The sequence below is a fragment of the Klebsiella sp. GW_Kp182 genome, assembly GCF_040062275.1.
GTDB lineage: Bacteria > Pseudomonadota > Gammaproteobacteria > Enterobacterales > Enterobacteriaceae > Klebsiella > Klebsiella michiganensis.
This window is the reverse complement of record NZ_JBEAFQ010000013.1, coordinates 26,722-51,967: the sequence shown is the minus strand read 5'-3', so window position 1 is coordinate 51,967 and position 25,246 is coordinate 26,722. Positions and strand designations below refer to the sequence as shown.

Sequence of the window (25,246 nt, the reverse complement as noted above, 5' to 3'; positions counted from 1 at the left end):
ATAATATAGTATCGCGATCAGTGTGATGACTAAACAAAGGTGAGTATGAAGATCTTCATTATCAACGAGATATTTCCCCGCTTATGCGGGGTTCTTTCTAACAGAGAGTAGGAAAGTAACTTTCTTTCTGATTGTCTGTGACATCATTCATCCTTTCTGACAGCCCGGCAGGCTTCTCTCAGTACCCACTCAACGGCATCTTTATAGGCTCCCGTTTCTACTGGCGGGTTTTCACGTTTAACCTGCTCGTAAAATGCTACAGCTTTTATCAATGCATCCGGCACTAGCTTCGCGTGGCGATAGAGCGGGATATCTCCTGTCTCTGAGTTCTGCTTACCCCAAATCAGAGAGGTTTCTCGGCCCATGGCAATATGATGAAGGTTTCGTTCGTCGGTAAACACTACCGGCTCGCCGTCCATTGCAGTCAGCGCCATGCGGGCCACTCTCTTGAGAATCTCGATGTCGGCGAACCCAAGTGAATAACCAGCTTTTAGATCAAATACAGCCTGAATATTTTCGGCTCTACTCATGAATCCGCCTAAAAAATCTAAGTCCAAGTGATTCCAGCAGGGGAAGATCCTGGTTTTTAGTATAAACCGGATAATAGTGGTTAGCTGCCTACTTATTTATAACTTCCGTACCACCACCCATCCCCGCCATCAGTCAGGGATATTCGGCACTTTCCCACTGCATTAAATACGCTAACCGAGCAACTGAATACGCCCTGTCTTTGAGTTACCGTCACTCCGTTCGCGTACTCGCCAAGACGGATAGTTTTATTATCCTCATCAATTTGAATGTCTATTTTGGTTCCGCGCAGTCCAGTGTCCTTAGTAATAAACCCGCCAGTAGCACCAGATTTTGTCTTTCTAAACGAAATGAACTTAGTACCTGGCACTCTTCCGCTACGCTTTGGTATTGTTCCCAGTTGAGATACGAATGCCATCTATTCAGCCTCCATCTTGACACCAGCGGCGGCCAGCAAAACGGCCTCTACTACCTCCATGGAAGGTGTACCTTCCCAACATTCGCATTGGTCATCGTACCCTATCTCGTTCTGAACTTTGCTGATAAATTCCGGATCTATTTTCCAGCCCGGGTCAGAATCTTTAGGTTTCGGCAGCTTCACGGTGCGGGACTCTAGCTCTGCAATCTTTCTCTGCTGCTTTAATAGCGTTAGCTGGAGAATGACTAACTGGTCACGTGAAACTTTATTTTCGTTTTGTATGTTCTCCAGCGCTTCTAGAATGCAACCGTCTGGGTTTACAGGTGCATTGCCCGCCAGCATGCGGATCATCGCGGCACCGCGTGCGGCATATTCCGTAATGGATACGTCAGAACCTGCGTCGACATCAGCGACCTCAAAACGTAAATCTACTGTGTCGCTATCAATATCATTAGCCTCAAAGCTACCGATAAGCTCTAATACAGCGGCAACACGCTCGACCTCATCCGGCACTACCGGCTTGCTACTCATCGCGGCCAGCGCCAGCTTGAAAGCTGCCAATGTGTTGCTGTCAGTGATGCCAGCGCCTTCAATCGCTGAAATTTGATGCTGTAACCACTCTCTGCTTAAGGTTTCTGTTGTCATGATTTAGCCCTCACCCATCCCTTAGTTGTGCTGCGGATTACACCAGCTTTACGTAGCGCCTGGAGTCGGCGATCGAGAATGCGAAAGGGTTCTGGCTTTTTCTCCTCATTTGCAATGCGGATACATTCTTCGGCTACATCTTTGACGTACAGACTGGAAAATGGTGCTGGGTGCCCACCAATTTTGTTCAGTATTTTTGCGTCGAGCTCGGTATATTTTGTCATTGTCAGTTTTTCTCTTGTTCTAAATTGTCTATACAGAACTAAGTAAGAATCCTGGCTTGCTCCCCGGTGATATAACGATGACGACGAGTTATCCCCCTGCGAGTGCAACTACCACCCTGCCAGCATGTCGCTCCAGTTGGGTTAAAATCGCGCTTAGCCATTACTCATCCCCATCGAAAGGTCTGACTCTTCGGATACGGGCTGCGGTTACGACCGCACTTATTTCTGACTGTGTCAGCTCGGTGAAATCAGTCATCTCTGCTCTCTGCGATAATTTCTGAAATCAAACGTTCTACGACCCAATCGTTTATATTCTGAACTGATGGAAAACGCTTATATCTTCCGCCTCTGCCATTTCTTTGCCCGCGCTGAGCATTCAATCGCCGGAGTACGCCATTGTTGATTTTGGGTGGCAGTGCGGTGATATCAGTTTTCATACTATACCACCTTTGACGCGGGCGATGGCTTCACGCGCAGCCCATACAGCATGTTTGTCAGGAATAACTACTCCGCTTTGCTTTCCATCCCGGTCACGTTCGCCAGTGTCACAAGCATCAGAAAGTGCTTCAAGGGCTGTCAATAATTCATCACGCTGTCCTGCTACTTTCGAATACTCAATCGCGGCGGTATCCATTTCGGCTTTATGCTTCTTGTAAGCCTCATAGGCATGCCAGGACTGGCCTTTGCGCACGCTGGTGGTAATGTCTGCTACCTGGTCTGGCGTAAGCGTGGTCAATGGCTGTGCCGGGTAAATCAACACCTGACCGGCATTCCAGTCGAACCCGGCCTCGATGGACTCAACTTCTACTGCTGGTGTAACTCCGACACTTCCCGGAGAGTGGATGATGATCGTGACTTCAGGATCGCGGCGCTGGTTGAGTCTGTTTGCCCATATTGCAGTTATCAGCTCAAAGAATTTGGATAATTTCATACAACGCTTCCTCAAAAAGAACTTCACCCTCGATTTGCAGAAATTTTCAGGCTATGTCCGGCAAGAAGTGGATTTAGTTTTATGACAGAGAAATCAACTGACCTGGCCGGACTTTTTGTCTGCTTTCATTTTGTGATATACAGCCCAGCTCAAAGCATCAAGTTTTTTCAACCCAGCTTTGTCATAAAGGAAGATCCCATTATTACAGGGGTGTTCTTCTTCGACTTTCTTTTTTAGCTGTTCTAACTGGTCGTATGTGAGCGTCGAAAGCTTTACCCGGTTCCAGCTAAAATTACGAATGTGAGTGGCCACTTATCAGCCTCCGTTACTCGGTAAATTTTATTATCATTAATCACCAGGATAGCAACTTAGAACTTCCAGTCAACCCCTCTAAACACCCTATTTATCATTAATCCGAAATCACTGGAGCACATAGCAGTAATGTAATAAATCATGACATTAATAACGTGATTATATTTGCTTTGATTGTAATCATGACTCCTTATAATCAATAGATGCAGATACGTTAGAAAAGAAATCCTCCCGGGTGTGGCTGTTAAGTGCACGAGCGAAGGTTGCATTAAGCACCTCGGCATCACTGCCGTCATTAATATAAAGAGCGATTTTTGTAGCAAGCCGGGCCTTGGCTTCTTTTAACTTCATATCGCGACAGGCACGGGGAATATATTCCGCAATCTGGGCAATTGACTTTTCAGTTTGGTTAAACATTAAAAATCCCTCGGTATTTATGATATTAACAATGTCATTTCGGAGAAAAATGCATTCCGCTTTAACACAGTTATCGCATCCTCACACAGGTATAAACAGGTAAAAAGTTACTTTCCAGGTTGTCAGACGTTCCGGCGGTTATACGTCACTTTCCAGTCGTGATAATCTTCCCCGTCATTAAGAGGACTGAGTTTGACGACATTCTCCGCCAGACCATTCATCATCAGCACACGCTCAATGCCGGAAAACCAGTCTTCCTCAGTGCTCAACGGGAACCAGAGATTATGATTAGCACCACTTAGGAGCTCATTATTACAGAAATGAATCCCTCTTCCGTATTTTGTCACACAGCCGGTGACAATTACTTCATGTCGAATGTCATTATCGGTTGCAGGAACATCTTGCTGTACTGAACTACATCCATTTGCTATACCCATTTGCGACTCCTTGATTTTTCTGTTTTACGCACATATATTGTCCCGACCCGATAGGTTATGAGTCACTTATAATAATTGTTACCACTCCCACGTATTAAGTTCATCCACAATATCTGCGTCACGATCAAAATGAACACATTCGTACCCAGCGGCAATTACTTTTTCGATATTTTCGATTGTAGGCCAGGATATACCATCATCACGTAAAAGTTGTTTCCATCCGGGATTTTCACAAGTTATCCGAATAATGTAGCCATACTCATTTGCATGAATCCAGTTACGACCACTCTCAGAACGAGGATTATAACTGGCATCAGTTAATAACTCGACGTCATCTTTAGCAATGTGCGCTGTGCTGATCACAGCGGTGGTATAACTTTCTTTAATTACAATAGCCATATCCAGATTCCTATATAAATTGTAGTGTATGGATTCAAAACGTGAATTAATTTCAGACCCTGGATGGTAAAGCATCAGGGTATCGAGTAGCCACAATATCATTAATTTTGTCAACGAGGTCTGGACGAGTAAACGTCACATGAGCGGAACCTTTCCAGAAAGATTTAATAGTGAACCACTCACAGGTAAACACACCGTTTAACGTATAACTGTTTAAGTTGATAAAATCCCTGTACTGGCTCCCTTCTGCTATCCGTGAATCTGGCACGTTTTTCTTGTCGATGAGGCAGAAAGCACGAGCGAGATCGTTAATCCAGTTCTGAGCATTAGTCCTGACCGAAGCGTATCGGGTTCGAGAGACATTTATGGATAAAACACCTTCGAGGATAATTTTCTTGCCCAGACGGCAAGGATTATTTGTTTTATAGTCCCAGGACAGCTTACGGAAAACATCAATAATACCAGTAACAAACGTTTCATTCTTTGAGGCATGAAGATGCTGAAACGTACTGATGACATTGTCCAGAGTCACTTCCGGGCATTCTTCGCCGTATACCTGGTCAGTCCATTTGTCATGTTGCTCACTACTCATAAACGTAAACATCCCTGTCTGGGTCATCAGGCGTGTCCAGATGCTGCTATCAACACAACGAGCCACCCGGCGTCGTAAAGCCTCTATTTCATTTTCTTTACGGCAACGCCTACCTGACGCCACAATCTCATCCAGCCCTGAGAACCAATCCTTTTCAGCAGCAGCTGCGAACAACATTTCTGCTTCTCTGAGTTTCTCTAAACCTTCCATAAACGCCGCAATGCCAGCAGTACGTTGAGCAATGATTAAATCAATAGGTACAGAAGGAATAATATCTCCTGTGTTCTCTGATGTGTTTAATTCATCAATCAATGTATTTTCGATGGACATAGAAACTCCCTGAAAGAAAAGGTTAGTACGAAAAATCTTTCTTCGTTGAAACCAGGATACCTTTTTTTAACTCTTCATCAACCCCCATTTTATAAACTTCCCCAAAAAAAAGTAACTTTCTCAGGGCCTGACATTCTTGATTTAAACACTATAATTCATGATGCTCCAGTGTTTACGAAGGGTATTAAGCAAGACTGAGACTTAAGGCAAAATCATTTAGTAATGATGAAGGATATTAGACTGAAACAAACCGTAAAAACGTAAATTACATGCACCATACATTTTCTGATTGTATTTCAGGATTCCTATAACAGAACTTGCAAGAATAGTTAAGAATGTCTTGTTGAAAAAAAAAGCCCCGGAACTAAACCGGAGCTGCATTTAGAATTTTCAAATGCAAATTGCAGAGTCTGGCTGGGGAAGCCTGTCGGTTAAAAAACTGTATCTGGAAAGCCTGTCAGACTCCAAAGTATTCAAGAGCAATGTTTCCGTTCTGGACAATAAAACATTATTCTCCCATACATCATGCTGCAAAGTATTAACCGCTTCGCCGGTTCGATATGATTCCATCATCGGTTGTATTTTAACCGGAGCGACTTTGTGATAAGAAGGATGGAACCTTGGTTTAAATTCATCAAGACCAATATTCAAGCCTATATATTGTGAAATAAGGTCAAATTCAGAATCCATCACTATAGTTTTAATATTGTGCTGAACAAAACCAATGTCTCCTATGTACCATTTATATTGCGTTGTAAAATGACTTACTTTCTTTTCATACTCAAGAAGTAAGCCAACCATGGCTTTACGATTTTTTTGCATACCCACAGTAAGCCGTTTATTAGGAAACGGTCTTCCGCATGAAAGGGCATCACCTTTAATCTCAAACTCTAGTTCCGGGATCGTCACTGATTCAAGTCGGCATTTATTTGAAATGGTGTGGTATAGCGTTGGAACAAGATGCAGATACATGATCCCCCCAAAAAAGTTATAGTCCCAGCAGCTAAGTTTATTCTGCCCAGAATGGGGTTAATGGTACGCGGTCTCCCCTGATCAGTTGCTTTACATTGGCATCGTGAAAAGTCCGGTAATGCTCAATGTTCAATTCGCAAAAAGCTTCAAGTTCAATTTCGGTCAGTCGAGGGGAGTAAATCAGGAGTGTATCGGTTTCATCATCCGCAAACTGTTCCGTGCCATCTGGATACATGATTCGTGGAACTCCACCAATAAGCATTTCAACCTCAGTAATAAAAGGGGTCGTATCTTGCGATAGGAAATTCAAAAAAACCGTTCTGTCAGACATTCAGATGCTCCTGCATTCAAAAATAGAGTATTTTGTACGTATCCGGGCTGAACTTTACGTTCAGGAAGAGCGGTGTATAACCAGGCTCAATCATCTGTTCATAAAATGAAAGCCCTCGTGCAATGTTTTCCCTAATCTGTCTTTTAAGCAATTTGATAAATTTGGACTTTAAAAATGTATCTTGCGACACATCAATTTGTGAAAGTGGTATCGAATAAATCTTCTTTGAATGTCGATAACCATCGAAATCATTATAACATAGATTTATACTAATAAATTCAGAACGAGGAGCACTGACTTTATTTGCTAAATCATAAGCAGATTTCTTATCTGATTCTTTAATTTTTATAAATGAAGAGTCATGGAAGTTTTCTGGTAACACCGTAATGATACATCCTGATGTTATGTCCCTGATTAGAACGTACCACCTCTCATCCAGTCGACTGTAAATCAGAATGTGTTCTTTTAATATCCCGGGTTTCGAACCCAAATCAACATATTCCCTTTTGTCGATCATATCAGTGAGCACATGCAGAGGAAGTCTAGATCGCTGCATAAGTCTGAGTCTGGCGTGATCGGTTATTCCTGTGTGTACCATATCTCCTCCTCATCTACTGTTTTGTAAAAATAGTAATTATTTATCCATGACTTTTAATCACCCCCACTGCAACCTGAATCTGTCGAGTCCGAATAACTACAATCTGCTCTATTATTAATGATACTATCCGACTGAACGTTGCTTATTGATGAGTAATAAATGCTGTGTAACATCAGTGAAGAATCATCACTATCATTCTGTTTATACCGGTGAGTCGGAGATTGACTAACGATAGGCAATGATTTTTCCTTTTTCTTATTCTTTCCCGGAACAGGAGCTGCTTTAGGGGTAATGAAAATATACCAGCTAAATGAAAACCACCATGAGACCAACGCATAATAAAACAACCACGGCCAGTCGCTTAGCCAATAACCACCGTGATAGGACAAAAGTAAGGTACAGGCCCCTCCCAACAACACCAGTTTCCGAAACAGCATAAACACCTCCTTGCAAAAGTAACTTTTGCGAGTGAGTTTTATTAATGCAGCATCAATTCCTGAGCTGTAGATTGCCCGGAATGTCCAGTACCAATAACCGTCATCATCGGCTCGGCAATACCGACTACGTCATCATCAATACCTGCACAACGGCTGACCACATCGATGATCGCCATAAGCTCATTAAGCGTCAGCGGCTCATCAATCTTCACTTCCGTAATGTCTTTCTTCACTATCGCATCACGGGCAGCACTATGCCGTTTCTGGTTATATAGCCAGACAGCATGGTTATTAGATACCTGTTCACCGGGAGCGGATTCGTCAGTGTCTGAGTCGGCAACAAAAATGCCAACCTGATTTTCAATACCTGCGCACTGGCAGATTGAATTTGTCAGATCCAGAAGCTGATTCAGCGTAGGAGAACAGAGCAGCTCAATTGATGATGTTGCACGGGCCTTAATAGCGCTTGCTACGGTGTCATGATGCTTTTTGCTGTAAAACGACACGGTCATGTTACTCATGGTGTTTTTCCTTTTATGGTTTTTCCGTAAAATGACTGAGTGGCCTGTATGCCGATGGCGCAACAGGCCAGTTCAGGTAATGCTTTACTGGCCGGCTGTTTTGCCTTCCTCAGGTTCCTCTTTCGACGCCCTTTTTTTCAGTCCAAAACGGCCAGCAAAGTAGGCCAGCGCCAGGATCGCGTATACCTGCCAGAATGGCCAGTCGGAAAGGAAATAGCCCATGTGATAGGAGAGGATCAACAACCCGATGATGGGTACCAGTAATGCTTCGCGTTTAATGTTTTTCATTTCTACCTCAAAAGTGACTTTATTGGTTAACTTGTGCCTGTGGCATAGTAGTGAAACTATCTTTTATTGCTCTCTCCTAGTCGCAGTTCACCCCCACTACAAAAAGGACCAGCCCAGTGGCGACATTCAGGCTTCTGAGATTGATCTGTTCTGTGGTTAAGGCCCTGAGATTGGCATCAGTCGCATCCAGGGGGTATAGCGTCTGTGTCAGCAGGAGAGCATTTTCATCCGAGCAGGTTAAACCGTGAGAAATTACGAATGACTGATAATTCAGCCGTACTCGCTTCTGTTCCTCGTCGCATGCGCTGTTAAAATAATCGAGCGAGCGTGGCTCAAATTCCTCATCGGCAATGAGTTCCAGCGTCCCATGTTTTTGAGGCATGATCTGCAATGGTAATACCGCTGCCGGAAACTGGTTACAACTGTGCCCTCCGCATTGTTCTTCGCCAAGAAACCAGTCCAGGGAAGGTGACTCCGGTACTATTTTCGTTGAAGCCAGTACCAAAGCAGGGTATTGATCGTCATGACAAAACCATGGGGCAAAATGCTTCTCCGAAATATCGGATATATTTCTTCCATACAGAATCGGTGGAATAGAGGTTTTCATTAATCTGCCCAACCCTAAATTTTTTATTACCTATCAAACCAGAAATCTTCTACGTGTCCGAATCATCATTCACACTTCGAGTCCATGCATAACCACTATATACAGAAAGTGTATCCTGATACGCAGACGAGATTCTGGCTTAAGACGGTGAATTGTCTTTTTAATAAAATTAATTTTCCTGTATGCCGGGTTCAGCGAGGCTTCTTTTTACCTGATACTGAAACTGGCGACGGGCAGCAGAGGAATAGGAGATGTAGGTGTGACCACACTGCCTACACTGACACACATACCCTGCCCCTTGTATTGTGAGCACTGATACATCTTCCCATCCGTTATAATCCTTCCCAGCTCTGTAGCGGTGCCAGTTTTCTGCATAGCAGGGCACACAGCGCAGGCTTCGCTTTCTTCGGCAACTTCCACGTCCCCCCATATGCAATAAAACCCTCTTCTTAATTCGTATCAGACAGCAACAATTATACAGATTAAAACGTTGTGTAAAGCCCTTATTTGAATATCGGGTAGAAAAAAGTTCTTTTATTTCATAAACATTCAGTGATTATGTAAAGAGGGGTATACACCGGCTAAAGCTACATTACCTCATATCAATTTTTAATGTTTCGGCTACTCACTATAGGCATGAGCTAAATGCATAACCATGCCTTTTACGCTGTAAAGACCTGTTCCAGGATATTTATTATTTTCCCAATCGTTCAGAAAAACGGCGGCGGCCATATTCAAGAACTGTGTATTTATACAGTTCTGATATGTAATGACATTTTATTGTTTACATCCCGAAAAAACATTCCTTAGTTACGAAAAATAATTCGCTGACTCTGTAAAATTGTCTTGCCTGTGATTAGCAACGGATTTCCGAAGCAAAAGCTGGTGAGGTTGTTTAACAAAGTTACTTTTGATTGCGATAAGCCTTGAGTCCGTGTGGAGGTCAGGGCTGGCCAGATGTACGAACGGATGCACAAAGACAAACGCCTTCGTTCCACTCTGCCCCCTTTCATCTTTAGGCACTTGAGATATCTGGCAAACAGATTCTCGTACAGGGCTTATCGACAAAAGTAACTTTCCGTCCTGGTTTATTACCTGGGCAATGCGATCTCTTAGTACGAAAGAGCGTACGAGCGTTGTCCTGCAACCAGAACCGCACAACGCATAGAACGCTTTTCGGCATAAAAGTAACTTTCTTTAAGTTGCGTACTGACCTGAAAGTAAAACCGGAGAGTCGCTTTACGAAAATCGAAATTAAGCATGCTACATACGACCCTGTTGATCAGGGTTAACTCGTTGACTAACGAGGTCTCAAACATCGCAACTAACTGTAAGTGCGCATCCCAGTCAAAATGCATGGTGATACGTACGACGGTTAACCTTTTCCACTTAACTCATGATAAGAACAACAGCTTTCGAACCATGCAAACTTACTTAAATAGCTCTTAACTGATTGTTTTAAATTATAAAATCATTACTACTTTTCCGGGGTTGCCATGATACTTGGGAACGTACGACCGTTAATTTTATCAGGTTGAAGTGACAATCTGCGGACTTCGCACGTCTAACGGAACGTACGACGGTTAATGTTTTGAGCTGGTGAGGTCAAATACGAATGAAAACATACGGCCGTTAATGTTTCTGATCGCATTTGTCTTCCATGACGTTTATTTGCATAAATATCAGATAGTTACTATGTTTTTGTGCTGAGAGGCAGTAATGGACGTGTAGTTATAAGTGCAGCAACAGAGATAAAAGTTACTTTTCGATAAGGGGACTATTCTTCCAGAGAGTCGTCCCCCCCTTTTCTACGCCTGTTTCCTGAATGTGACCTTAAAGCTCCTCAAAATCAGCATCCTCGACTTCGGGAGCAGCCTTTCCTTCCCTCTGCAACTTATCGAGAGCATCCAGAACGCCAGCAATCTCCGCTTCTGAGTAGCCTGCGGCCTTCAGCATTTTAAGTTTATGTATCAGTGCATCGTCAGCTGCTGGGTTTTGTTCAGCCGGGACCAGGATGCTCTTTTTGGCACCCAAAGAGGGGCTACGTTTAAGTATGTGGAACTTTATTGACCGACCAATCTTCTCTTCTCTGTATTGCAAGTACCCGATTTGCTCAAGCTCCTTCAACGACCGGCGAATGATCATGTTCTGAGAGGCTACTGGTGACGTTAGCCGTAAACGGTCGCGAAAACGTTTCATCGAGATCGGTGCAGGATCTTTGGGTAAGCTGGCAAGGTATGTATACAAGGCCTGCGCACTTTCTTTCCTTTGCAGATTATCAAGGGCCTTAAGGCGCAGATATACCTTATAGTCAATCTGATAGAGCTCCTGGATCCGAGGATCTCCCTCTATCTCAATCTCATTGGTTTTTAAGTTGTACCGTGCCCAGTTAATGAGGCCGGTAGTGAGGGTTGAATCTTCATTTCTAAACTGAAAAGTGACCATTTTCAGTTTAATCATCGAAGCATCGATACGTTGTTTCATGGGCTTATTCGACCTTGAGGGGTCAAACCCACAATTTTTAAGGAAGGTGCTGAAAGGAAGCTTAATCCTTCCTGAGTAATGGCCGTGGTCATGTATTGAACGGACTATACCAAGCCATACACGGAAATCTGTCCCCATGTCCAGACGGGGGCTGGATAGCGATATTTCTTTGTATCCTTCACTTGATGCGATCTGCATATGCTGTAAATCGCGGGACACATCCATCGTAACAACCCCTTCCGGGAGACTTTTCTTTGCTACTCCCGGAGGGGCCGGTACAAATACCCCAAGCCGCAACAAAGCAACAGGTTGAACGGTACCATTGTTACCAGGGGTAAAGTTAGTAACTTTGCCCGTGCCACCTACGACATCGAATGAGAATGCTGCTTGTTCTTTGATTTCATTGTTAATTACATCCGTTTTCTTGTTCACAGTCATTCCTATCCTAAACGTACGACCGTTAATGTTTAATCCCATCACTGTAGATCAAACTACATACGACTGTTAACTAAAATCATTCATGCGTTAATGAAAACACATATGAGCATTCACAAATACACGTACGACGGTTAATTAAAAGTACCGATTTATCTATATAATTCAAATGGATACAAGGCCGGGGATCCTTTGGGTTCTTTTGGGTTAGATCTAGGATCATATTGGGATCTTATTATTGGATCTACCCTGTGGATAACGGGGATATTCGATACGTCCTGCGTGGACAGCGTTTGAGTAGTTTATGCATGCCTGAGCAAGCTGATACGGTGCGGAAAACAACTAAGAGGATGATCCGTGCCACGATCAGTAAAACCAAAAACGTACGACGGTTAATAATTATCAGAAATATTCATTTACTATCAATAAAATAGGTCGAGCATTAACAGGGATTGTTTTTCGTATAACTCACCTTTGAGACAAGTAGTGCGTTTCAGGTTGTGGATTTCGTTATATGTGGGCTAACAGGACGCTACAGAACGCTCTGTAAGGGCATGCAATCGAATGCCTGTACCCTACTACTGTTTTTCGCAGTTCGTACCGTAGGGTGTGATTCAGGTGTGTTTAATGGCACGGCATTACCCTGGGCTCAACCTAATCACTCTCCCCCCACTTCAAACAACCTCTGAGCCTATTCACGCCTATGGGCTGTCAGAGCTCCAAGGAAGGCAAGAAAACGCCTCTGAGGCCTTCCTGCGACGTTTAAAGGGCATTGAACAGCCAAGCCTCATACCATCACTCCACCCGAAGAATTTAGATATGATTTACCGGCAGATGTATAGAAATGGGAAAGCGGTCTTTCCTGTATCTGCGAAGAAGCAGGGTAGCCATTAACAGCGAAATAATATACATAGCAACGATATTTTATCGCCTCGCTTAGGAAGCGAAGAGTTTTTAATCATGATGGACAATGTCAACATCAGGTCTTTAGTTTTTTTTAATAAATTCGAATGTAAAACACTAAATCCCTGCTAACAATTTAAATATAACCATCAAAAATATACAAATAATATCAAGCGTTATTTATTAACCTATGTGTTACTCGTGGGGGCTTGTCATGAATAAAATAAAAATCACAATTCCATTACTTTTTGTAGTAATTGTTACCGGCTGTGCAGAAACACAAGAGCCAGGGATAGTAGCGCAAGAGTGGGCAAAAAATACCCGGCAGTTAAACATATTTCCTTTGTTCCCTCCTAGGGAGAGATTTTATCCCGGAGATGTATATATATTCCCATTTATTTCTCCCAAAATGGTAGATAAAGTTCCAACGAAATTTTACACAATAAAACCGATCAGATTCACAAGATTTGATGTTTCTGACCTACTGGAACAAGAACAAGCTATTCCAACGATGCCAGAAACAAAGGAATGGGAAACCCTGGGCAATGCTCAGTCACGAATAGGCGCTTTTGTAAGTTACCCCTCAGCTGAATCCCGACAGAATGGTATAATAGCCTTTCCTGGCTACTCATTTGCTTCAGTGAGTGATGTAAGTCTAGGTCTTGGAACTGTGACCAGTGCGATCGCACAAAAACTATCATTTGCTAGTAGCTCTAGGCGAAACATAACTTTCAGCATTCCATATGCTGAAGTTATCAGTCTTGATTTTAGCTCTTCTATGGATAAATTTTTATTGTACAAATCAACTGTGGATGGATATGAGACGTCTAAATTGCAGTATCTGAAGAAGAGAATGGAGTTACTGATCGATAATTTACTTGATGGTGCGAATAATAAGTATGGCATTACTCCAGGTATTGTTTTTGTAACCGATGTGTATTATGCAAGATCAATAAATGTCACAATCACATCAGCCGACGGTTTTAGTGCTTCAGAATCAGCATCGCTGGCAAAATTTACCGCATTATCCTCACGCAGAGAAGCATTAGTCACGAAATTAAATGCAATATCAGAACAAAATAGAAGTTTATTAGCAAAACCGGGGAATAAAGAAGAATCAAATGGCGAGCCATCAACACCAGATCAAAATGCCACAGGAGTAACACCTCCAGAAAAGACAAACTCGACACCAGAAATGGATTCTTTGGCGAGCGAAATAAATGCCCTGGACTTACAGCTTAAAATACTCTCGCAATCCGTAGCTCCAGATACCTTAGGATTTACTGGTAATGTTACGAGAGTTTCTGGAAATAGTCTTACAATAAACCAGGTATTTAAATATCCTGTCGCCATTGGCTATAACGGCATAACTATGCCTGTACAAGATTTTATAGAGATGAATGTAAAGGTTACACCACCGTCAAAAACTAAATTTCAAGCCGAAAATCAGGATAATGGAATAAAGCAACCAGTTAATAAGACAGTATCCAAAAAACCAATTAAAACAATAGATAAAGCCCCGTCACAAGGGAAACCAGTTGCTGATTGGCCCAATAAACCAGGTAGCCTTATTGGAGAGCCTGCTTTGCATCAAATGACCTCTGGGCTAGAGATAGATTTTGAAGATAGTAATGATGCAAAAAAATAATAGTTTTCAACTCATTAGATTACTGAGTTTGATAGAATGGGGGCTTAGCTTCTAAAGCCCCCTTTCTAAATATTATGTTTAGGCGGTATGTTTTTGGTGGTTTTTAATGACTTACTCATGTCTCCTGGCTGCATTAACGGCAAGTTCATAGAACTCCTCCTTCACCCTTTTTCCTCACCTCCGCAATTGAGCGTAACGGTTCTAAATGTTGTGAACTGAGGTTCGTTACGTGATATTAAGTCGCATGCTAAATATTCTCTTCCTGTTGGTACCAGATCGAGATCTCTATCCTTAAGATTAATATATGAAACAAATGCAGCAAAAATCACACCTAACAATATATGAGCTTTCCACGTGGTAGCTGGAAGCAAGTCTTTTCGAAAAATAGAACCGGCAATAGCCATCAGAGGCATAACCCAAACAAGAATTGCCGATATAACATAAAATTCACTAAACATAATCTTTCTCTATCGAATTAAAATATATCGGCAACAGACCAGCCAGAAACCGAATCACCATCCCTTTTTGCTTGAACCTATGCCAGTGTCTGCCCGGAGAACTCACTGTAGAATCGTTCGAAATGTTCTTTATCGTACATATAGTCTCCTAACTATACATAAAGCGCCACTAATACCACCTTTCGTCAACGCCTTCTGGCGTGTTGAATCTGTCTCCGGAGACACTTTTCTTAACGGTTTCATTCTGCATCAGGATATGCATGATTGCCGCCTCCCTGCTATCGAAACTGTGTCTGGTAACCTTACTTACTGGTGCCTCGATATTGCTCAATGAAACATTAGCCTCAGCGCCTTTTGGACAGATATCAAACCAGTGGTGAATACGGTAGATTTCACCACTCGATTTCATTACCGGCAGCGGGCCTTCTGACAACGACTTAGGTAGAATGACTTCGAAAACATCAACGGGAGACTGTGCCTGTAGATGTGAGGAACCAAGGAGTTCATCTATGATAAACTCACCATTGTCGCTTTTAAGGTTATCGGCAATATAAATCCTGCGATGTAACCCGCGTTCCGCTTCAGCTAGGACAAAAATCAATCGGTTTTCAATTCGCTGAAGCTGGCTGTAGGCACTGTAAGATAAAGGTCCATAATTCACGCTATCCATTTCAACATTGCGATCTGCACAGAACATGCCGATGTCGGGAGTTTTGTTCGTCATGACCAATGCCAGTTGGTTCCTCCGAGTTTCAAGCCGTTCGAGCTTTCCTTCCGGGTGAGCAAAGCGTGAAACATATTCCTGAAAAAGTTCCTTTTTCAGGCGTTCGCTGCAGTTGTGATAAAAATACCCAGCGGCCTCACTCTCTGTAGTGACGTAGATATACTTCCAGTCTCCCCGGTTTATGTGGATGCCTACCGGTATCATCAATCTCGGCTGCTGCACCTGGCCCCCGGTTTTGCGGTAATCATTCATTTCGCAGTAGGCCGTCATCCATTCACGTACCCCAGCCTCAAATTCTGAGGGGTTAGCTGGAGACAGTTTTCGGAGGTCCTCTTTGCCTGTCTCAATATATTCAAACGCTCTTTGCTTTTCGTGAAAGCTGGAGAACACTGATTTCAACCCTTTCCACTCATTGGCCTCCGGCCATTCATAGATGGTTGTTTCGCAAACACTATTTTTGCTTAGCAACGCAGGTTTGCTGGAATCAAGAGTCAGCCCTTTTGCTGACATTTTAAAGGTCAGCAGCATGGCCCACTTATGTTTTTCCGCGCGATCGTCACGTTCCTCGGCTGTAGGGGTAACATACAGAGCCAGTCTGGCATTTGTCGTGACTATAAGACGTAACGGTTTGCTACCCCGGGAGATAGCCATCTCCACTGCAGCCTCTTTATGGCTCAAACCGCGCCAGGCGATCAGGTCCATCATGCCAAGTAGTGCTTTCCAGCTTTTCTCGTTGTCTATTCCTTCACTAAGCGGCTGACCTTTTTTGTCCGCCCGCCAGGTGATGACTGTCTTGTCGACGATTTCAGCACGGTTAGCTTTAGTGCCTATATTGCCATCCACCAGCGCTCTGATGAGCTTTTGCCGATAGGGCATCTCCTGCTCTTCTTCCGTTCTCAGGACAGCTGAAAGGCGTTTGAAGAGCTTTATGTAGTACATAAAATTCCTACGACTGGAGCGGCTGTGGATGTAATAATCAAGATCATCGGCTTTTACAGCGTCCAGACAGAGGAATCCCACGCTGCTGGCGTCATCCCACGGATCACGCTGAAAATTCGTGAGGGATACTTTCGCATTAAATTCACGTACATCATTAGCCCGAGTGCGACGGTAGATATCTTTTTTGACCGGAACCTCCACGCAAATCTCATTGTTGCGGGTAAAGGCCACCGCCATTCCCTCATCATTGATGAAATCGGCGGTAAAATAATAGGATCGGTAACTGGTACCAGTATCGACTTTCACAACGCCCGGCGCGGTATTTGGTGTACAAACAGCTCTCCACTCGCAGAACACCCTTGAACCTGAGCGCAAATGGCTATTGGCCTGGGTTATATACTCCTCAATAGAGGGGCGCACTTTCGCATCAGGATCGTCCAGAAGACCAGTACCATCATGATCGTGAATGAATCGACAATACTGCTCCTGGAACGCCATAGAGACGAAACTTAAGCGGTCCTGAGGGTCGTAGAACTCGCCAAAGAGCTTAAGCCGGTGGTCGAGCCCGCAGCACAGGATAAGAAACCGGTAATAATGCAGAGCAACCATCTCATGTGCTTTAAGCTTGTCGGTGTATGACACGTCATTGAACGTAACCTGCGAACCGTCAATGCCTCGAAAGATATTTCCCTGTTCATCGGTGGTAGGGAAAAGCGTATGAGCGCCAAGGTGAGACTCTACTCCTGAATACACCTGGAACAGCCGTTCGCCGTCCCGAACCATCAGGAAAACGGTCTGGTTTTTTGCATTAAGCTCCCAGTTAGCCCAGCGGTCCTGATAATCAATATAACGCCGGGTAGTGGTCATACAAACCACGCAGCGCTGTGACGGGAAGATCTGCTCCACCAGCCCTGGATGGTTGTTTAATGCGTGGAAAAAAAGTGGCAACTTTTCAAAATCAAACCATTCTCCAATATCGAGAAAAACGGCCGTTTCCTCGTCTACGGCCAGCTTGCGCTGTACGAACGTTAAGGGAATGTGTGACGGTGCTGATTCACCCTCTTTGATGGTGTTAACAACAACATCTTTCCCGATGTAGAGGTCAAGGGACTTGATACCGTCCATCAGTTTATTCAGCGTTTCACGACTTTCTTCGGCAATGGCAAGTTGGGCGGCGGCCGACTCTTCCAGATAGGGTGTAATAGCCATGACGGCTCTCGAAATCGCATAATTCTTTTCTTTAATCCAGTCGATTTGCGCCTGTGCGATTTCATGTCTGAACTCAACAGCCTGCTGGAGCTGTGCTATTTTTGTTTCATCAATACCTGATGACAGAGCTGTGCCAAGAGACGCGATCTCAGTTGATGAAGACAGCCCCATAACCATAGGCAGCTGTTTTTTGTCATCACCTGGAGTCGATGCTCTCGCTTTCTTTGCTTCAACCCTGCCGAGGAGTTCCGTACGCAGAGCATCAGGATCAGCCATGGTTTCGGTCATTTGCTGAGTCAGCTGGCTAACCCGGTTTTGAGCGGCAAGCAGTTCCTGGCTCCGGATATCCTGCCCATCATCTGCAAATTCAAATTTGTCCAGAAAGTCGTTAAACAAAAATCGATGCTCTTTAAACGATTTCGTGGTGCTGCAGCTACGGCCTGCAGCATCGGTAAATTTGAAAACAAAGTCTTTGCCGAATTTTGACGGATGAGTGCGGAGGATCACAGTATGGAGTGCATTATCGACCCAGCGGAGCGACTCAATCAGCAACACGTCATCCTGTTCAATATATTGTTCAGGAATAGCGATTTTTGCACGCCAGTATTGCCCTCCCTTGAGGGAGTGAAATTTATGAAGTCGTTCCGGTTGTTGCTGGTGCGGGATAATGTCAGGCATATCGCCATCTCCTGTGATCGTTCACTCCGCAAAAGGCAGAGTGAATAATGTTTATTCGTAACGGACGCTTACGCAAACAACTCCCCGTTATCAATAATCGGGTTCATCTCAAATCCCGGAAAGTCAGAAAAAAAGCCGGTGGCTGAAATTCGTAACCATTCCAGAATACTATCAAAACACATCCATCTGCGGTTGAGCCGCTCGGCGGCCAGACCTGTCTTGAGAGAACCGGCGAAAGGATCAACAACCAGCTCGTTTTCCTCCGTCAGGAACCGTATGAAGAAATCGGGGATGGCCGTAGGGAACATCGCCCCGTGTGCCGGAAGCCCCAGGCGTTTGGCCTCCTGATGAAACCGGCGAGTGTCAGCACATGCATGACCTCTGATCATCACATTTTTGGGAATAGCCCCGTTAGTGTGGTGTGCAAAGGCGCCTGGTTTCACGCCATGAGCTCCGTCACCGTAAATGGTCGTACGCATCTCTCCGCCTCTGGCAATTAACGCGCTATGACTCTCGGTGTGGGGCTGCAAAACACGCTGGTTACAGGAGCGGACAGCATCAGGATTATTGGTCAGCCAGAAAATCATTTCATGCCCGGCCAGCAGGTGAATTTTCTTGCGGCAGGCCCAATATGTCGGAGAAGGTGGTTTGCTCATATTAACCCATGGCACCCGGTCCATCAGAAAGAGGTCAAGCTTTTCGCACAAGGCCAGTAACAGGCGCTCAGGGTAGAGTGAACGTGAAGGCCGGCCCGGATTAAAAATATCCTGTCCGATATTCAGCACGACAGAACCACCGTCAACCAGTTGGCGGGCAATTGGCCGAATGGCTTCTACGATGAAATCAATATAGTCACTGTCGTTTTTGAAGGCTGCTGCATAATCCCGCTGCTTTCTGAGCGGATAAGGTGGTGAAGTCAGGCAGAGATGAACCGGCTCGGTATTGCCCGGTAACACCATTGTCGAATTTCCTAAAATCGCAACGCCGAGATCTGTACTGAATGCCACTAAACAAGCCCCTTCCCTGACTTCGGAAAGCCCTGACTTGTTTTTCCGACAGTGACGCCATAGAGAACGGCCAGAGCTTATACGCTCAATGACGTTCATAGCTTTTAACGTCTGCTGGAACCAACGTATACGGTGTTTAATTTTGTTATGCTTCACACCGGCCAAACCGAATTTTTCTTTTTTATTGAAATCATTATCTGAAATTGAAAGGCGAGACCGTACCTCCCTATACAACTCATCATTGGTGAGTTCACGCTCGGCATCAGAGTAAATGGCTTCAATTAAATCCAGATTCAGAAGAGACATAACATACCCCTGTGAAATTCGTAAAATCATTATCTCATATTTAAGCTTGAATGCCAGGGGCGATTTTCATCAGAATCAAAAGTAATACGAAAAGGAAATGTATAATTTATAAGCACCCAATATTTGTGGATGATTTACATTCAAATCACAGTAAAATCATTTTCTTTTGATTGCAATATCGAGTGCTCTGACTAATGGGGTGTATTTTCATTGAAAATAACTTGTGATGCTCCAGTGTTTATTACTGATTGTGAATTTCCTTGAAAACTAGCAGGTGTATATAAAAAAATGGACACCTGCTATCGCAAATGTCCAGTTCGGCTGCCAGTCTGCATTATTAAATCGATTATTAATCTTTAATATATTGTTCGTAAAGTCGTGCTAGTTCTTTGTGTCTCAAGCAAACCACACGATATAGATTTTGTCTTTCTGTTTCAGGCAGTAGCCGATAAGTAGCAAGGAGCTCTTCGGTATCATTATTGTAAACCCCATTAAGAGAGACGATCGACCCGGCCGGGCACTGCTGCGTGTTATCGAGCTCGCTGATTTGTTTCAAACGCAAACTGAAGCTTTTTGCCAGAACGGAGATTTCTTCAGGGGGAAGATTCTGCAACTCTTTCGTCAGGCCTTCACTGTTTGCCTTAAGCGTTTCATCCTCACCGGAGACAAAGCCCCGAATCCATTCCGTCGATACCCCGACTGCACATGCGATGTTGTGAAGGGCTGTCTCACTGGCGACCCCTTCCTTGAACCAGGACTCCACTGCAAAAGAATCGGTACCGGCGATTAGCGCAACATCATCTGTTTCCATCTTGTGAGATGACATAATTTGAAGCAAATTAACAGGTTTAAAAGGCACCATTTTTTCTTCCCCGGCACTCAAATAAACAATTAAAGCAAGACGTTGGGCAACTTCAGTAGGATCCGGTGAGTGGTATTCATAGTCAACGGATGTTTTGTCCAGAGGCCCACCACGAAGTTGGTCAACCAGGTCGTTATTTGATCCTGGTTTAAGAATCCTAATTGTGTTTTGCTCGCTCTGTCCTGATTGAACAGGAACATCCGCATGTTTGTCGCTGGCATTCTTCTGATCGTCGTTGAAAGTCATTTATTTTGCCTATGATTAATAATGTGTTTTGTTCACTGCATTAGATTCAGTGAGGTTATCAGGTTTAAAAGTTTGTTTTCTCGCATAACAGCTGCTAATGCCGCAGCGGATAATTATTTTTTTGAAAGTAACTTTTCTGGCAGTTAATGACAACTTGACACCTCCCTGGGTGGGTTGCAATCCTGATTCTGCATCAGCTGTTGTGAGTAAACGTCAGCATTAACAACCTGTTGACCGTCATCGCACATTAGGACAACGACCGGATAGCCAAGACCGCTGATTTCAGCTGATTGCTGGTCAATGAAGTCACACTGTGTAAAGTCCCTTGTACCGGAAAATATCTCATCCATACCTGTTGCTACGGAGTTATCCAGAGTATGGAAAGCCAGACAAATCACCAGGGCACTGATGGTCAACGTCAGGGCCAATGGACTGCGTCTGCTCCATGCGAAAACGAAACCGCGAATAATGCAAATCGCAATCAGAAAAAGGGCAAGGTAGTAAATATTCTCTAACATTGTCGTCCCATAGATTTGCTTTGATTGGTTCAGTCAGCATTCTGCTGGCTGCTACCCTTCCTACGACTGGCTAAACGCTGTTTTATACGATCGCGGGCCTCTGCTTGCTCATCAATGCAGAGCATCTGTCCGATTAACAGAAGATGCCTTTCTTCGCGTTCAGCATCCGTCAGAAAATCAATGGGTGTCCCCGTATAATCAGGAGGCAAAGGTATTGCCTGCTCCCAACGAGATGTTGCCTTAACAGAGATATTATTCAGACGTACCTGCACGCCTTCCCGGCCCAACAATGTATACAACTCGATAGCCCGGATTTCTTCCTCAGGACGATCAGCTACATGGTGCATTTAACTCTTCCTTAAGCATGGGCATGAGCGGTAAGTTTGACCCGATTAGCGCCACCATTGGCCCACGTAAACAGCAGGCGGTATTTTGAAGACACGCGGATAGAGGACATATCGCCCGCCCTTTCACGTTCGCGTAAACGTGTATGGTGGATTTTTTCATAGTTACGGCTTTTGAGACGGATCAGGTCGGCTTCGCTTCCCGCAGCGTGTAACTCATTAAGGGCTCTTTTAAGACTGTTAGTAATATCCGTAGGAAGCCCTGACTGCGATTTCCCGCTCGTAAATAACTGCTCAAGATTTTTTTCTTCAAATGAATGAATCATATCCCCTCCTTTGTTATGAATATGATTGCATATTAAAACGCTACGACAAGGGGTCATTTTAAATTTAGAAGAAATAAGGTGGGTAATATTTTATAAACATTCGCAGTTTTTGGAAAGATGTTTATAACATCGGTTTTTTTGTGAAAAACTCACAGTGGTTATTTCTGGCTGTTTATGATGAAGAGAATTAACTAAGTGGGTTATTTTCTGTTGCCAAATAATTAGGGGGTTATGGTGGCATCTGGAAGTGATATAATGAATTAAATATCAGGAGGGGGCGTTATGTCAGGTAACTTTAATTGTCAGATTGTTTTTACCGAACAGAATGAGACAGTTATAACTGGCGAAGATGCCGTTACTACTATCTTGGAACAGCTGGAATCAGCAGGCATCCAGGTGGAATCACAATGCCGCTCTGGTTATTGCGGTGCATGTCGACTCAAGAAAAAATCGGGTGAAGTGAAGTATGATAATGACCCACTGGCTTATGTTGGACAGGATGAAATTTTGCCTTGCTGTTGTCGACCTTGTGGCCCCCTGGTACTGGATATTTAATTTTAATACTGAATCAATCCGAGTAAGGCGAACTTATGGCAAGTAAAGGCATTGAAAAATTAGTCTCTGAGGCAAGTAAAAAAGGATATTCTGTATTTCGCAATGGAGACAGGATAGAGATTTGTAAACCTAACAGAAAAATGGTGCGTCTGGTTATTTTGCCTGATGGTACGGGATACCGGGGAGATGTTGATCTAACGCTGGCAAAAGCCATCAGAACGCAAAAGCAAATGAAAGAGGTACTAGGCCTCTAGATTCACGAAAAGTAACTTTCTTTGATGGCAACCAAACCAACTTTATTAAAAGGAATACACAATGTCCGACCATGTGAAGTTTTATGATTACTATATTGTGGAAGGTCCAGAGGTTCAGGCTCTAATTGAGTCCTTCGAGCCGATTTCACAGAAGCGGTCTGAATTAATTTCAGAGGCCATGACACTCGTTGAAGCCGTTGGCTGGGTCGACTCCCAGAGTTTTGGTGATAAGGGGGATAAACTACAGTCATTCGTCTGGAAAGCAGATCACAATTTCCCCTGCGAAATCACGATCAAAAGACGAAGCTATATGGATAAGGTGCCGGTGATTGTAGCCCGGGGGAAAGGAAATACATCGGATGGGCGGGCATTCAACAAGAAACTCGATGAAATTATTAAAAATGTTAATGACAAACTCGGTCCTTTCCCATGCTGGTCTTCATACATAATTAATCATTTTGGCATCATGCACAGCGCCCATGGTGGACCAGCGACCAATCGCCCTTTCGCTACAGCTATCCTGACAACTTACGGTGGAACAATCTCTGGAAGGCAGGATGCATTAGCTTTCGCCATACCTAACAGGAATGATGGGTATAATAAACCAGTTATCATACCCCCAAACTTCAAGAAACTGACTTATGGACAGTTTTACGATATAACACACCCCCATCTTGTTTAGGTTGCAGATCTCTGACCTGAAGAGCAAAAATGAAGCGTTACACAGTAATACTGAGTGATGACTTTAGGTGTGCTGATTATCATGTTTTAGCTGAATACAAAAAAGTTGCTGCCAGCAAAGCGATTTCAGAAGAGTGAAAGTAGGCACGGTGCTCAGATCGCTGACTGCAATCACAAGCAATTTTCGTTTATCACGGTTGGTGCAAGTATGCAAAAAGATAAAACAGGCAGTATCGAACCAACAACCTTGGGTGCTGGGGGACATTTCCGCATCAAAGATATGTTTCGGTTAAAGATGCCCTGTGCTAACTGCCCTTTCAGGAAAGAAGGGGCCATCCATCTGAGCCCTGGTCGTCTATCGTCCATTATCGATACCCTGGTAAAAGATGATCACACAACCTTTTACTGCCATAAAATTGTACATTCTATTGCTGGCGGGCAATTTGAAGATGGCTTGTACACCCCTTCAACGAAAGATGCTATGTGTGCAGGTGCAGCGGCGTATCTCATGAAAGCGGGCAGACCTACAATAGGTATGAGGATTGCGTCCCTGACGGGAGCACTGGCCCCAAGTGAGTGGGACAAAGCTGCGGATGTGGTAATTGATCCGCCCTTTGATAAAAACAGCAAAGAGCCTGGATAAGAAATCAAAATGAAAAAGGTCTGGAGGGATGTTGTACACATTGACATCACAACTGGAGAAAGAGGAGGAAGGATCTGGGTCTTACGGCTTAGCTGCGGTCATATCATATTTCGCCGTATTCCTCCGCTCAGACTGCATACATTGACGTGCTTTGAAAAACATGAACCACCACATAGATGTGTTTGCAAAATATGTTCCTCCTACGGCATATAATTGTAAGTGTAATGATGTAACCACCGATAAACCGCTAAAACCATACGATGAGTGGTGTAACAGCAGATTGAGGAAGGCATTATGGGCAACTTTTATTGGGCAATTTGTCATCACTGTGATGGCCACGGTAGCATGGACCACCCTGCATTTTCAGATGGTTTTACCAACTCTGAACTTTACGATATGGAGCCAGAGGAACGGCAAAGGATCGTTAACGGTGCCTATGATGTCCTTTGCACTACCTGTAAAGGCAGCGGGAAAGTGAAAGTTCCAAATATCCGCGAGATGTCTTTCGGCGAAAAAAGAGCATTTGTGGAAAGACGGCGTGAACAGCGTGAACTCGATGAGCTGAGCCAAATGGAAAAAATGGAACGGATGATGGGATGCTGAGCAGATTTGTGCCCCTCAATGTCCCAGGGGCATACCTCTAGTTATCCGTTTGCAAAAAAAAATGTTTAAACCTTGCTTATGAGCATTTAAGTCAGAAAAGTAACTTAACTGGCCTGTACGATAGATAGACCACTTTATCTACGACTCAGGTTATTTTTATGCAATCCTCGATATTTTCAAACTTCTTTCGGTCATCCCTGCCAGTCATTCTTCTGACTGCATTCATGAGCCCTGTTAGCTTTGCCAGCAGTATTGATGAACCAGCCAATGATAAATTTGAGTCTAGCGATTTACGGGGTTTGAACCACTTTACTGATCTGATTAATGACCGAAACAATATCCAGGCTACATTATAAAAACTGTTGCAACCATTGCGCTTTTCATCTGTGCATTCAATGCAAGGATGACACCAACTTTGTCTGCCAGAATCATTGTT

Annotated in this window: 30 protein-coding genes; 6 read left to right on the top strand and 24 right to left on the bottom strand. The window is 43.9% G+C overall.

Annotated features, from left to right (window positions below):
* Positions 1-143: 143 nt before the first annotated feature.
* The 17 genes from ABLU88_RS14205 to ABLU88_RS14125 form a co-directional block, all read right to left on the bottom strand.
* Positions 144-530 carry a hypothetical protein gene (locus ABLU88_RS14205; RefSeq protein WP_136894253.1) on the bottom strand — a complete coding sequence of 129 codons (387 nt, stop codon included), beginning with the start codon at positions 528-530 and terminating at the stop codon, positions 144-146.
* Positions 531-946: 416 nt separating this feature from the next.
* A complete protein-coding gene (locus ABLU88_RS14200) occupies positions 947-1,591 on the bottom strand; it encodes a hypothetical protein (RefSeq protein WP_136894255.1) in 645 nt (214 codons plus the stop codon).
* The gene (locus tag ABLU88_RS14195; RefSeq protein ID WP_136894257.1) at positions 1,588-1,815 is read right to left on the bottom strand and encodes a hypothetical protein; all 228 of its coding nucleotides are present in this window, start codon (positions 1,813-1,815) and stop codon (positions 1,588-1,590) included. Before ABLU88_RS14195 ends, ABLU88_RS14200 begins: the two co-directional genes overlap by 4 nt.
* Before the next feature lie 248 nt (positions 1,816-2,063).
* Entirely contained in the window at positions 2,064-2,252 is a 189-nt protein-coding gene (locus tag ABLU88_RS14190) for a hypothetical protein (protein WP_004026413.1), read from the bottom strand.
* Positions 2,249-2,746: a hypothetical protein gene (locus ABLU88_RS14185; protein WP_348836814.1), complete on the bottom strand. Its 498-nt coding sequence runs from the start codon at positions 2,744-2,746 to the stop codon at positions 2,249-2,251. The genes ABLU88_RS14190 and ABLU88_RS14185 overlap by 4 nt, the downstream gene beginning before the upstream one ends.
* Positions 2,747-2,839: 93 nt before the next feature.
* Positions 2,840-3,058 (bottom strand): hypothetical protein, encoded by a 219-nt coding sequence (locus ABLU88_RS14180; RefSeq protein ID WP_348836812.1) that lies wholly within the window; start codon positions 3,056-3,058, stop codon positions 2,840-2,842.
* 180 nt (positions 3,059-3,238) lie between these two features.
* On the bottom strand, positions 3,239-3,475 hold the full coding sequence (locus ABLU88_RS14175; RefSeq protein ID WP_099745224.1) for a hypothetical protein: 237 nt from the start codon (positions 3,473-3,475) through the stop codon (positions 3,239-3,241).
* Positions 3,476-3,597: 122 nt separating this feature from the next.
* A complete protein-coding gene (locus tag ABLU88_RS14170; protein WP_348836810.1) occupies positions 3,598-3,912 on the bottom strand; it encodes a hypothetical protein in 315 nt (104 codons plus the stop codon).
* 78 nt (positions 3,913-3,990) lie between these two features.
* The gene (locus ABLU88_RS14165; RefSeq protein WP_136894265.1) at positions 3,991-4,311 is read right to left on the bottom strand and encodes a hypothetical protein; all 321 of its coding nucleotides are present in this window, start codon (positions 4,309-4,311) and stop codon (positions 3,991-3,993) included.
* 52 nt (positions 4,312-4,363) lie between these two features.
* Positions 4,364-5,233, bottom strand: coding sequence for a DUF4942 domain-containing protein (locus tag ABLU88_RS14160; protein WP_072046149.1), 870 nt, complete (start codon positions 5,231-5,233; stop codon positions 4,364-4,366).
* A 390-nt stretch (positions 5,234-5,623) separates the two neighbouring features.
* On the bottom strand, positions 5,624-6,205 hold the full coding sequence (locus tag ABLU88_RS14155; RefSeq protein ID WP_348836809.1) for a DUF6012 family protein: 582 nt from the start codon (positions 6,203-6,205) through the stop codon (positions 5,624-5,626).
* A gap of 37 nt (positions 6,206-6,242) precedes the next feature.
* The gene (locus ABLU88_RS14150) at positions 6,243-6,536 is read right to left on the bottom strand and encodes a hypothetical protein (protein ID WP_024198085.1); all 294 of its coding nucleotides are present in this window, start codon (positions 6,534-6,536) and stop codon (positions 6,243-6,245) included.
* 16 nt (positions 6,537-6,552) lie between these two features.
* Positions 6,553-7,134 carry a hypothetical protein gene (locus ABLU88_RS14145; protein WP_348836808.1) on the bottom strand — a complete coding sequence of 194 codons (582 nt, stop codon included), beginning with the start codon at positions 7,132-7,134 and terminating at the stop codon, positions 6,553-6,555.
* 478 nt (positions 7,135-7,612) lie between these two features.
* Positions 7,613-8,092, bottom strand: a complete 480-nt coding sequence (locus tag ABLU88_RS14140; RefSeq protein ID WP_154909809.1) for a hypothetical protein — start codon at positions 8,090-8,092, stop codon at positions 7,613-7,615.
* 84 nt (positions 8,093-8,176) lie between these two features.
* Positions 8,177-8,380, bottom strand: coding sequence for a hypothetical protein (locus ABLU88_RS14135; RefSeq protein ID WP_064190181.1), 204 nt, complete (start codon positions 8,378-8,380; stop codon positions 8,177-8,179).
* 76 nt (positions 8,381-8,456) lie between these two features.
* Positions 8,457-8,987 carry a hypothetical protein gene (locus tag ABLU88_RS14130; protein ID WP_064190182.1) on the bottom strand — a complete coding sequence of 177 codons (531 nt, stop codon included), beginning with the start codon at positions 8,985-8,987 and terminating at the stop codon, positions 8,457-8,459.
* Positions 8,988-10,820: 1,833 nt separating this feature from the next.
* Complete coding sequence (locus tag ABLU88_RS14125; protein WP_064190184.1) at positions 10,821-11,909, bottom strand: RepB family plasmid replication initiator protein; 1,089 nt, start codon at positions 11,907-11,909, stop codon at positions 10,821-10,823.
* 1,114 nt (positions 11,910-13,023) lie between these two features.
* On the opposite strand from ABLU88_RS14125, the gene ABLU88_RS14120 reads away from it, so the two are divergent.
* Entirely contained in the window at positions 13,024-14,457 is a 1,434-nt protein-coding gene (locus ABLU88_RS14120; protein WP_348836806.1) for a hypothetical protein, read from the top strand.
* 161 nt (positions 14,458-14,618) lie between these two features.
* Here the strand turns inward: ABLU88_RS14120 and ABLU88_RS14115 are convergent, their stop codons facing one another.
* From ABLU88_RS14115 to ABLU88_RS14085, 7 genes are all read right to left on the bottom strand, one after another.
* A complete protein-coding gene (locus ABLU88_RS14115; RefSeq protein ID WP_348836804.1) occupies positions 14,619-14,915 on the bottom strand; it encodes a hypothetical protein in 297 nt (98 codons plus the stop codon).
* Between the two features lie 169 nt (positions 14,916-15,084).
* Positions 15,085-18,465 carry a hypothetical protein gene (locus ABLU88_RS14110; protein ID WP_348836802.1) on the bottom strand — a complete coding sequence of 1,127 codons (3,381 nt, stop codon included), beginning with the start codon at positions 18,463-18,465 and terminating at the stop codon, positions 15,085-15,087.
* A 68-nt stretch (positions 18,466-18,533) separates the two neighbouring features.
* Positions 18,534-19,778, bottom strand: coding sequence for a DNA methyltransferase (locus tag ABLU88_RS14105; protein WP_348836801.1), 1,245 nt, complete (start codon positions 19,776-19,778; stop codon positions 18,534-18,536).
* Between the two features lie 349 nt (positions 19,779-20,127).
* A complete protein-coding gene (locus ABLU88_RS14100) occupies positions 20,128-20,886 on the bottom strand; it encodes a hypothetical protein (RefSeq protein WP_348836800.1) in 759 nt (252 codons plus the stop codon).
* Between the two features lie 143 nt (positions 20,887-21,029).
* On the bottom strand, positions 21,030-21,404 hold the full coding sequence (locus ABLU88_RS14095) for a hypothetical protein (RefSeq protein ID WP_348836798.1): 375 nt from the start codon (positions 21,402-21,404) through the stop codon (positions 21,030-21,032).
* A 29-nt stretch (positions 21,405-21,433) separates the two neighbouring features.
* Complete coding sequence (locus tag ABLU88_RS14090) at positions 21,434-21,751, bottom strand: hypothetical protein (protein WP_348836797.1); 318 nt, start codon at positions 21,749-21,751, stop codon at positions 21,434-21,436.
* Between the two features lie 11 nt (positions 21,752-21,762).
* The gene (locus ABLU88_RS14085; RefSeq protein ID WP_072046120.1) at positions 21,763-22,074 is read right to left on the bottom strand and encodes a type II toxin-antitoxin system RelE/ParE family toxin; all 312 of its coding nucleotides are present in this window, start codon (positions 22,072-22,074) and stop codon (positions 21,763-21,765) included.
* 282 nt (positions 22,075-22,356) lie between these two features.
* Here ABLU88_RS14085 and yfaE point away from each other — a divergent pair, with 282 nt between their 5' ends.
* From yfaE to ABLU88_RS14060, 5 genes are all read left to right on the top strand, one after another.
* A complete protein-coding gene (yfaE, locus tag ABLU88_RS14080) occupies positions 22,357-22,629 on the top strand; it encodes a class I ribonucleotide reductase maintenance protein YfaE (RefSeq protein ID WP_116987703.1) in 273 nt (90 codons plus the stop codon).
* A gap of 35 nt (positions 22,630-22,664) precedes the next feature.
* A complete protein-coding gene (locus ABLU88_RS14075; RefSeq protein WP_108915004.1) occupies positions 22,665-22,883 on the top strand; it encodes a hypothetical protein in 219 nt (72 codons plus the stop codon).
* A gap of 61 nt (positions 22,884-22,944) precedes the next feature.
* A complete protein-coding gene (locus ABLU88_RS14070) occupies positions 22,945-23,565 on the top strand; it encodes an Eac protein (protein WP_348836795.1) in 621 nt (206 codons plus the stop codon).
* 207 nt (positions 23,566-23,772) lie between these two features.
* A complete protein-coding gene (locus tag ABLU88_RS14065; protein WP_348836794.1) occupies positions 23,773-24,207 on the top strand; it encodes a hypothetical protein in 435 nt (144 codons plus the stop codon).
* Positions 24,208-24,501: 294 nt separating this feature from the next.
* Positions 24,502-24,810, top strand: a complete 309-nt coding sequence (locus tag ABLU88_RS14060) for a hypothetical protein (RefSeq protein WP_348836793.1) — start codon at positions 24,502-24,504, stop codon at positions 24,808-24,810.
* The last annotated feature ends 436 nt before the right edge of the window (positions 24,811-25,246 follow it).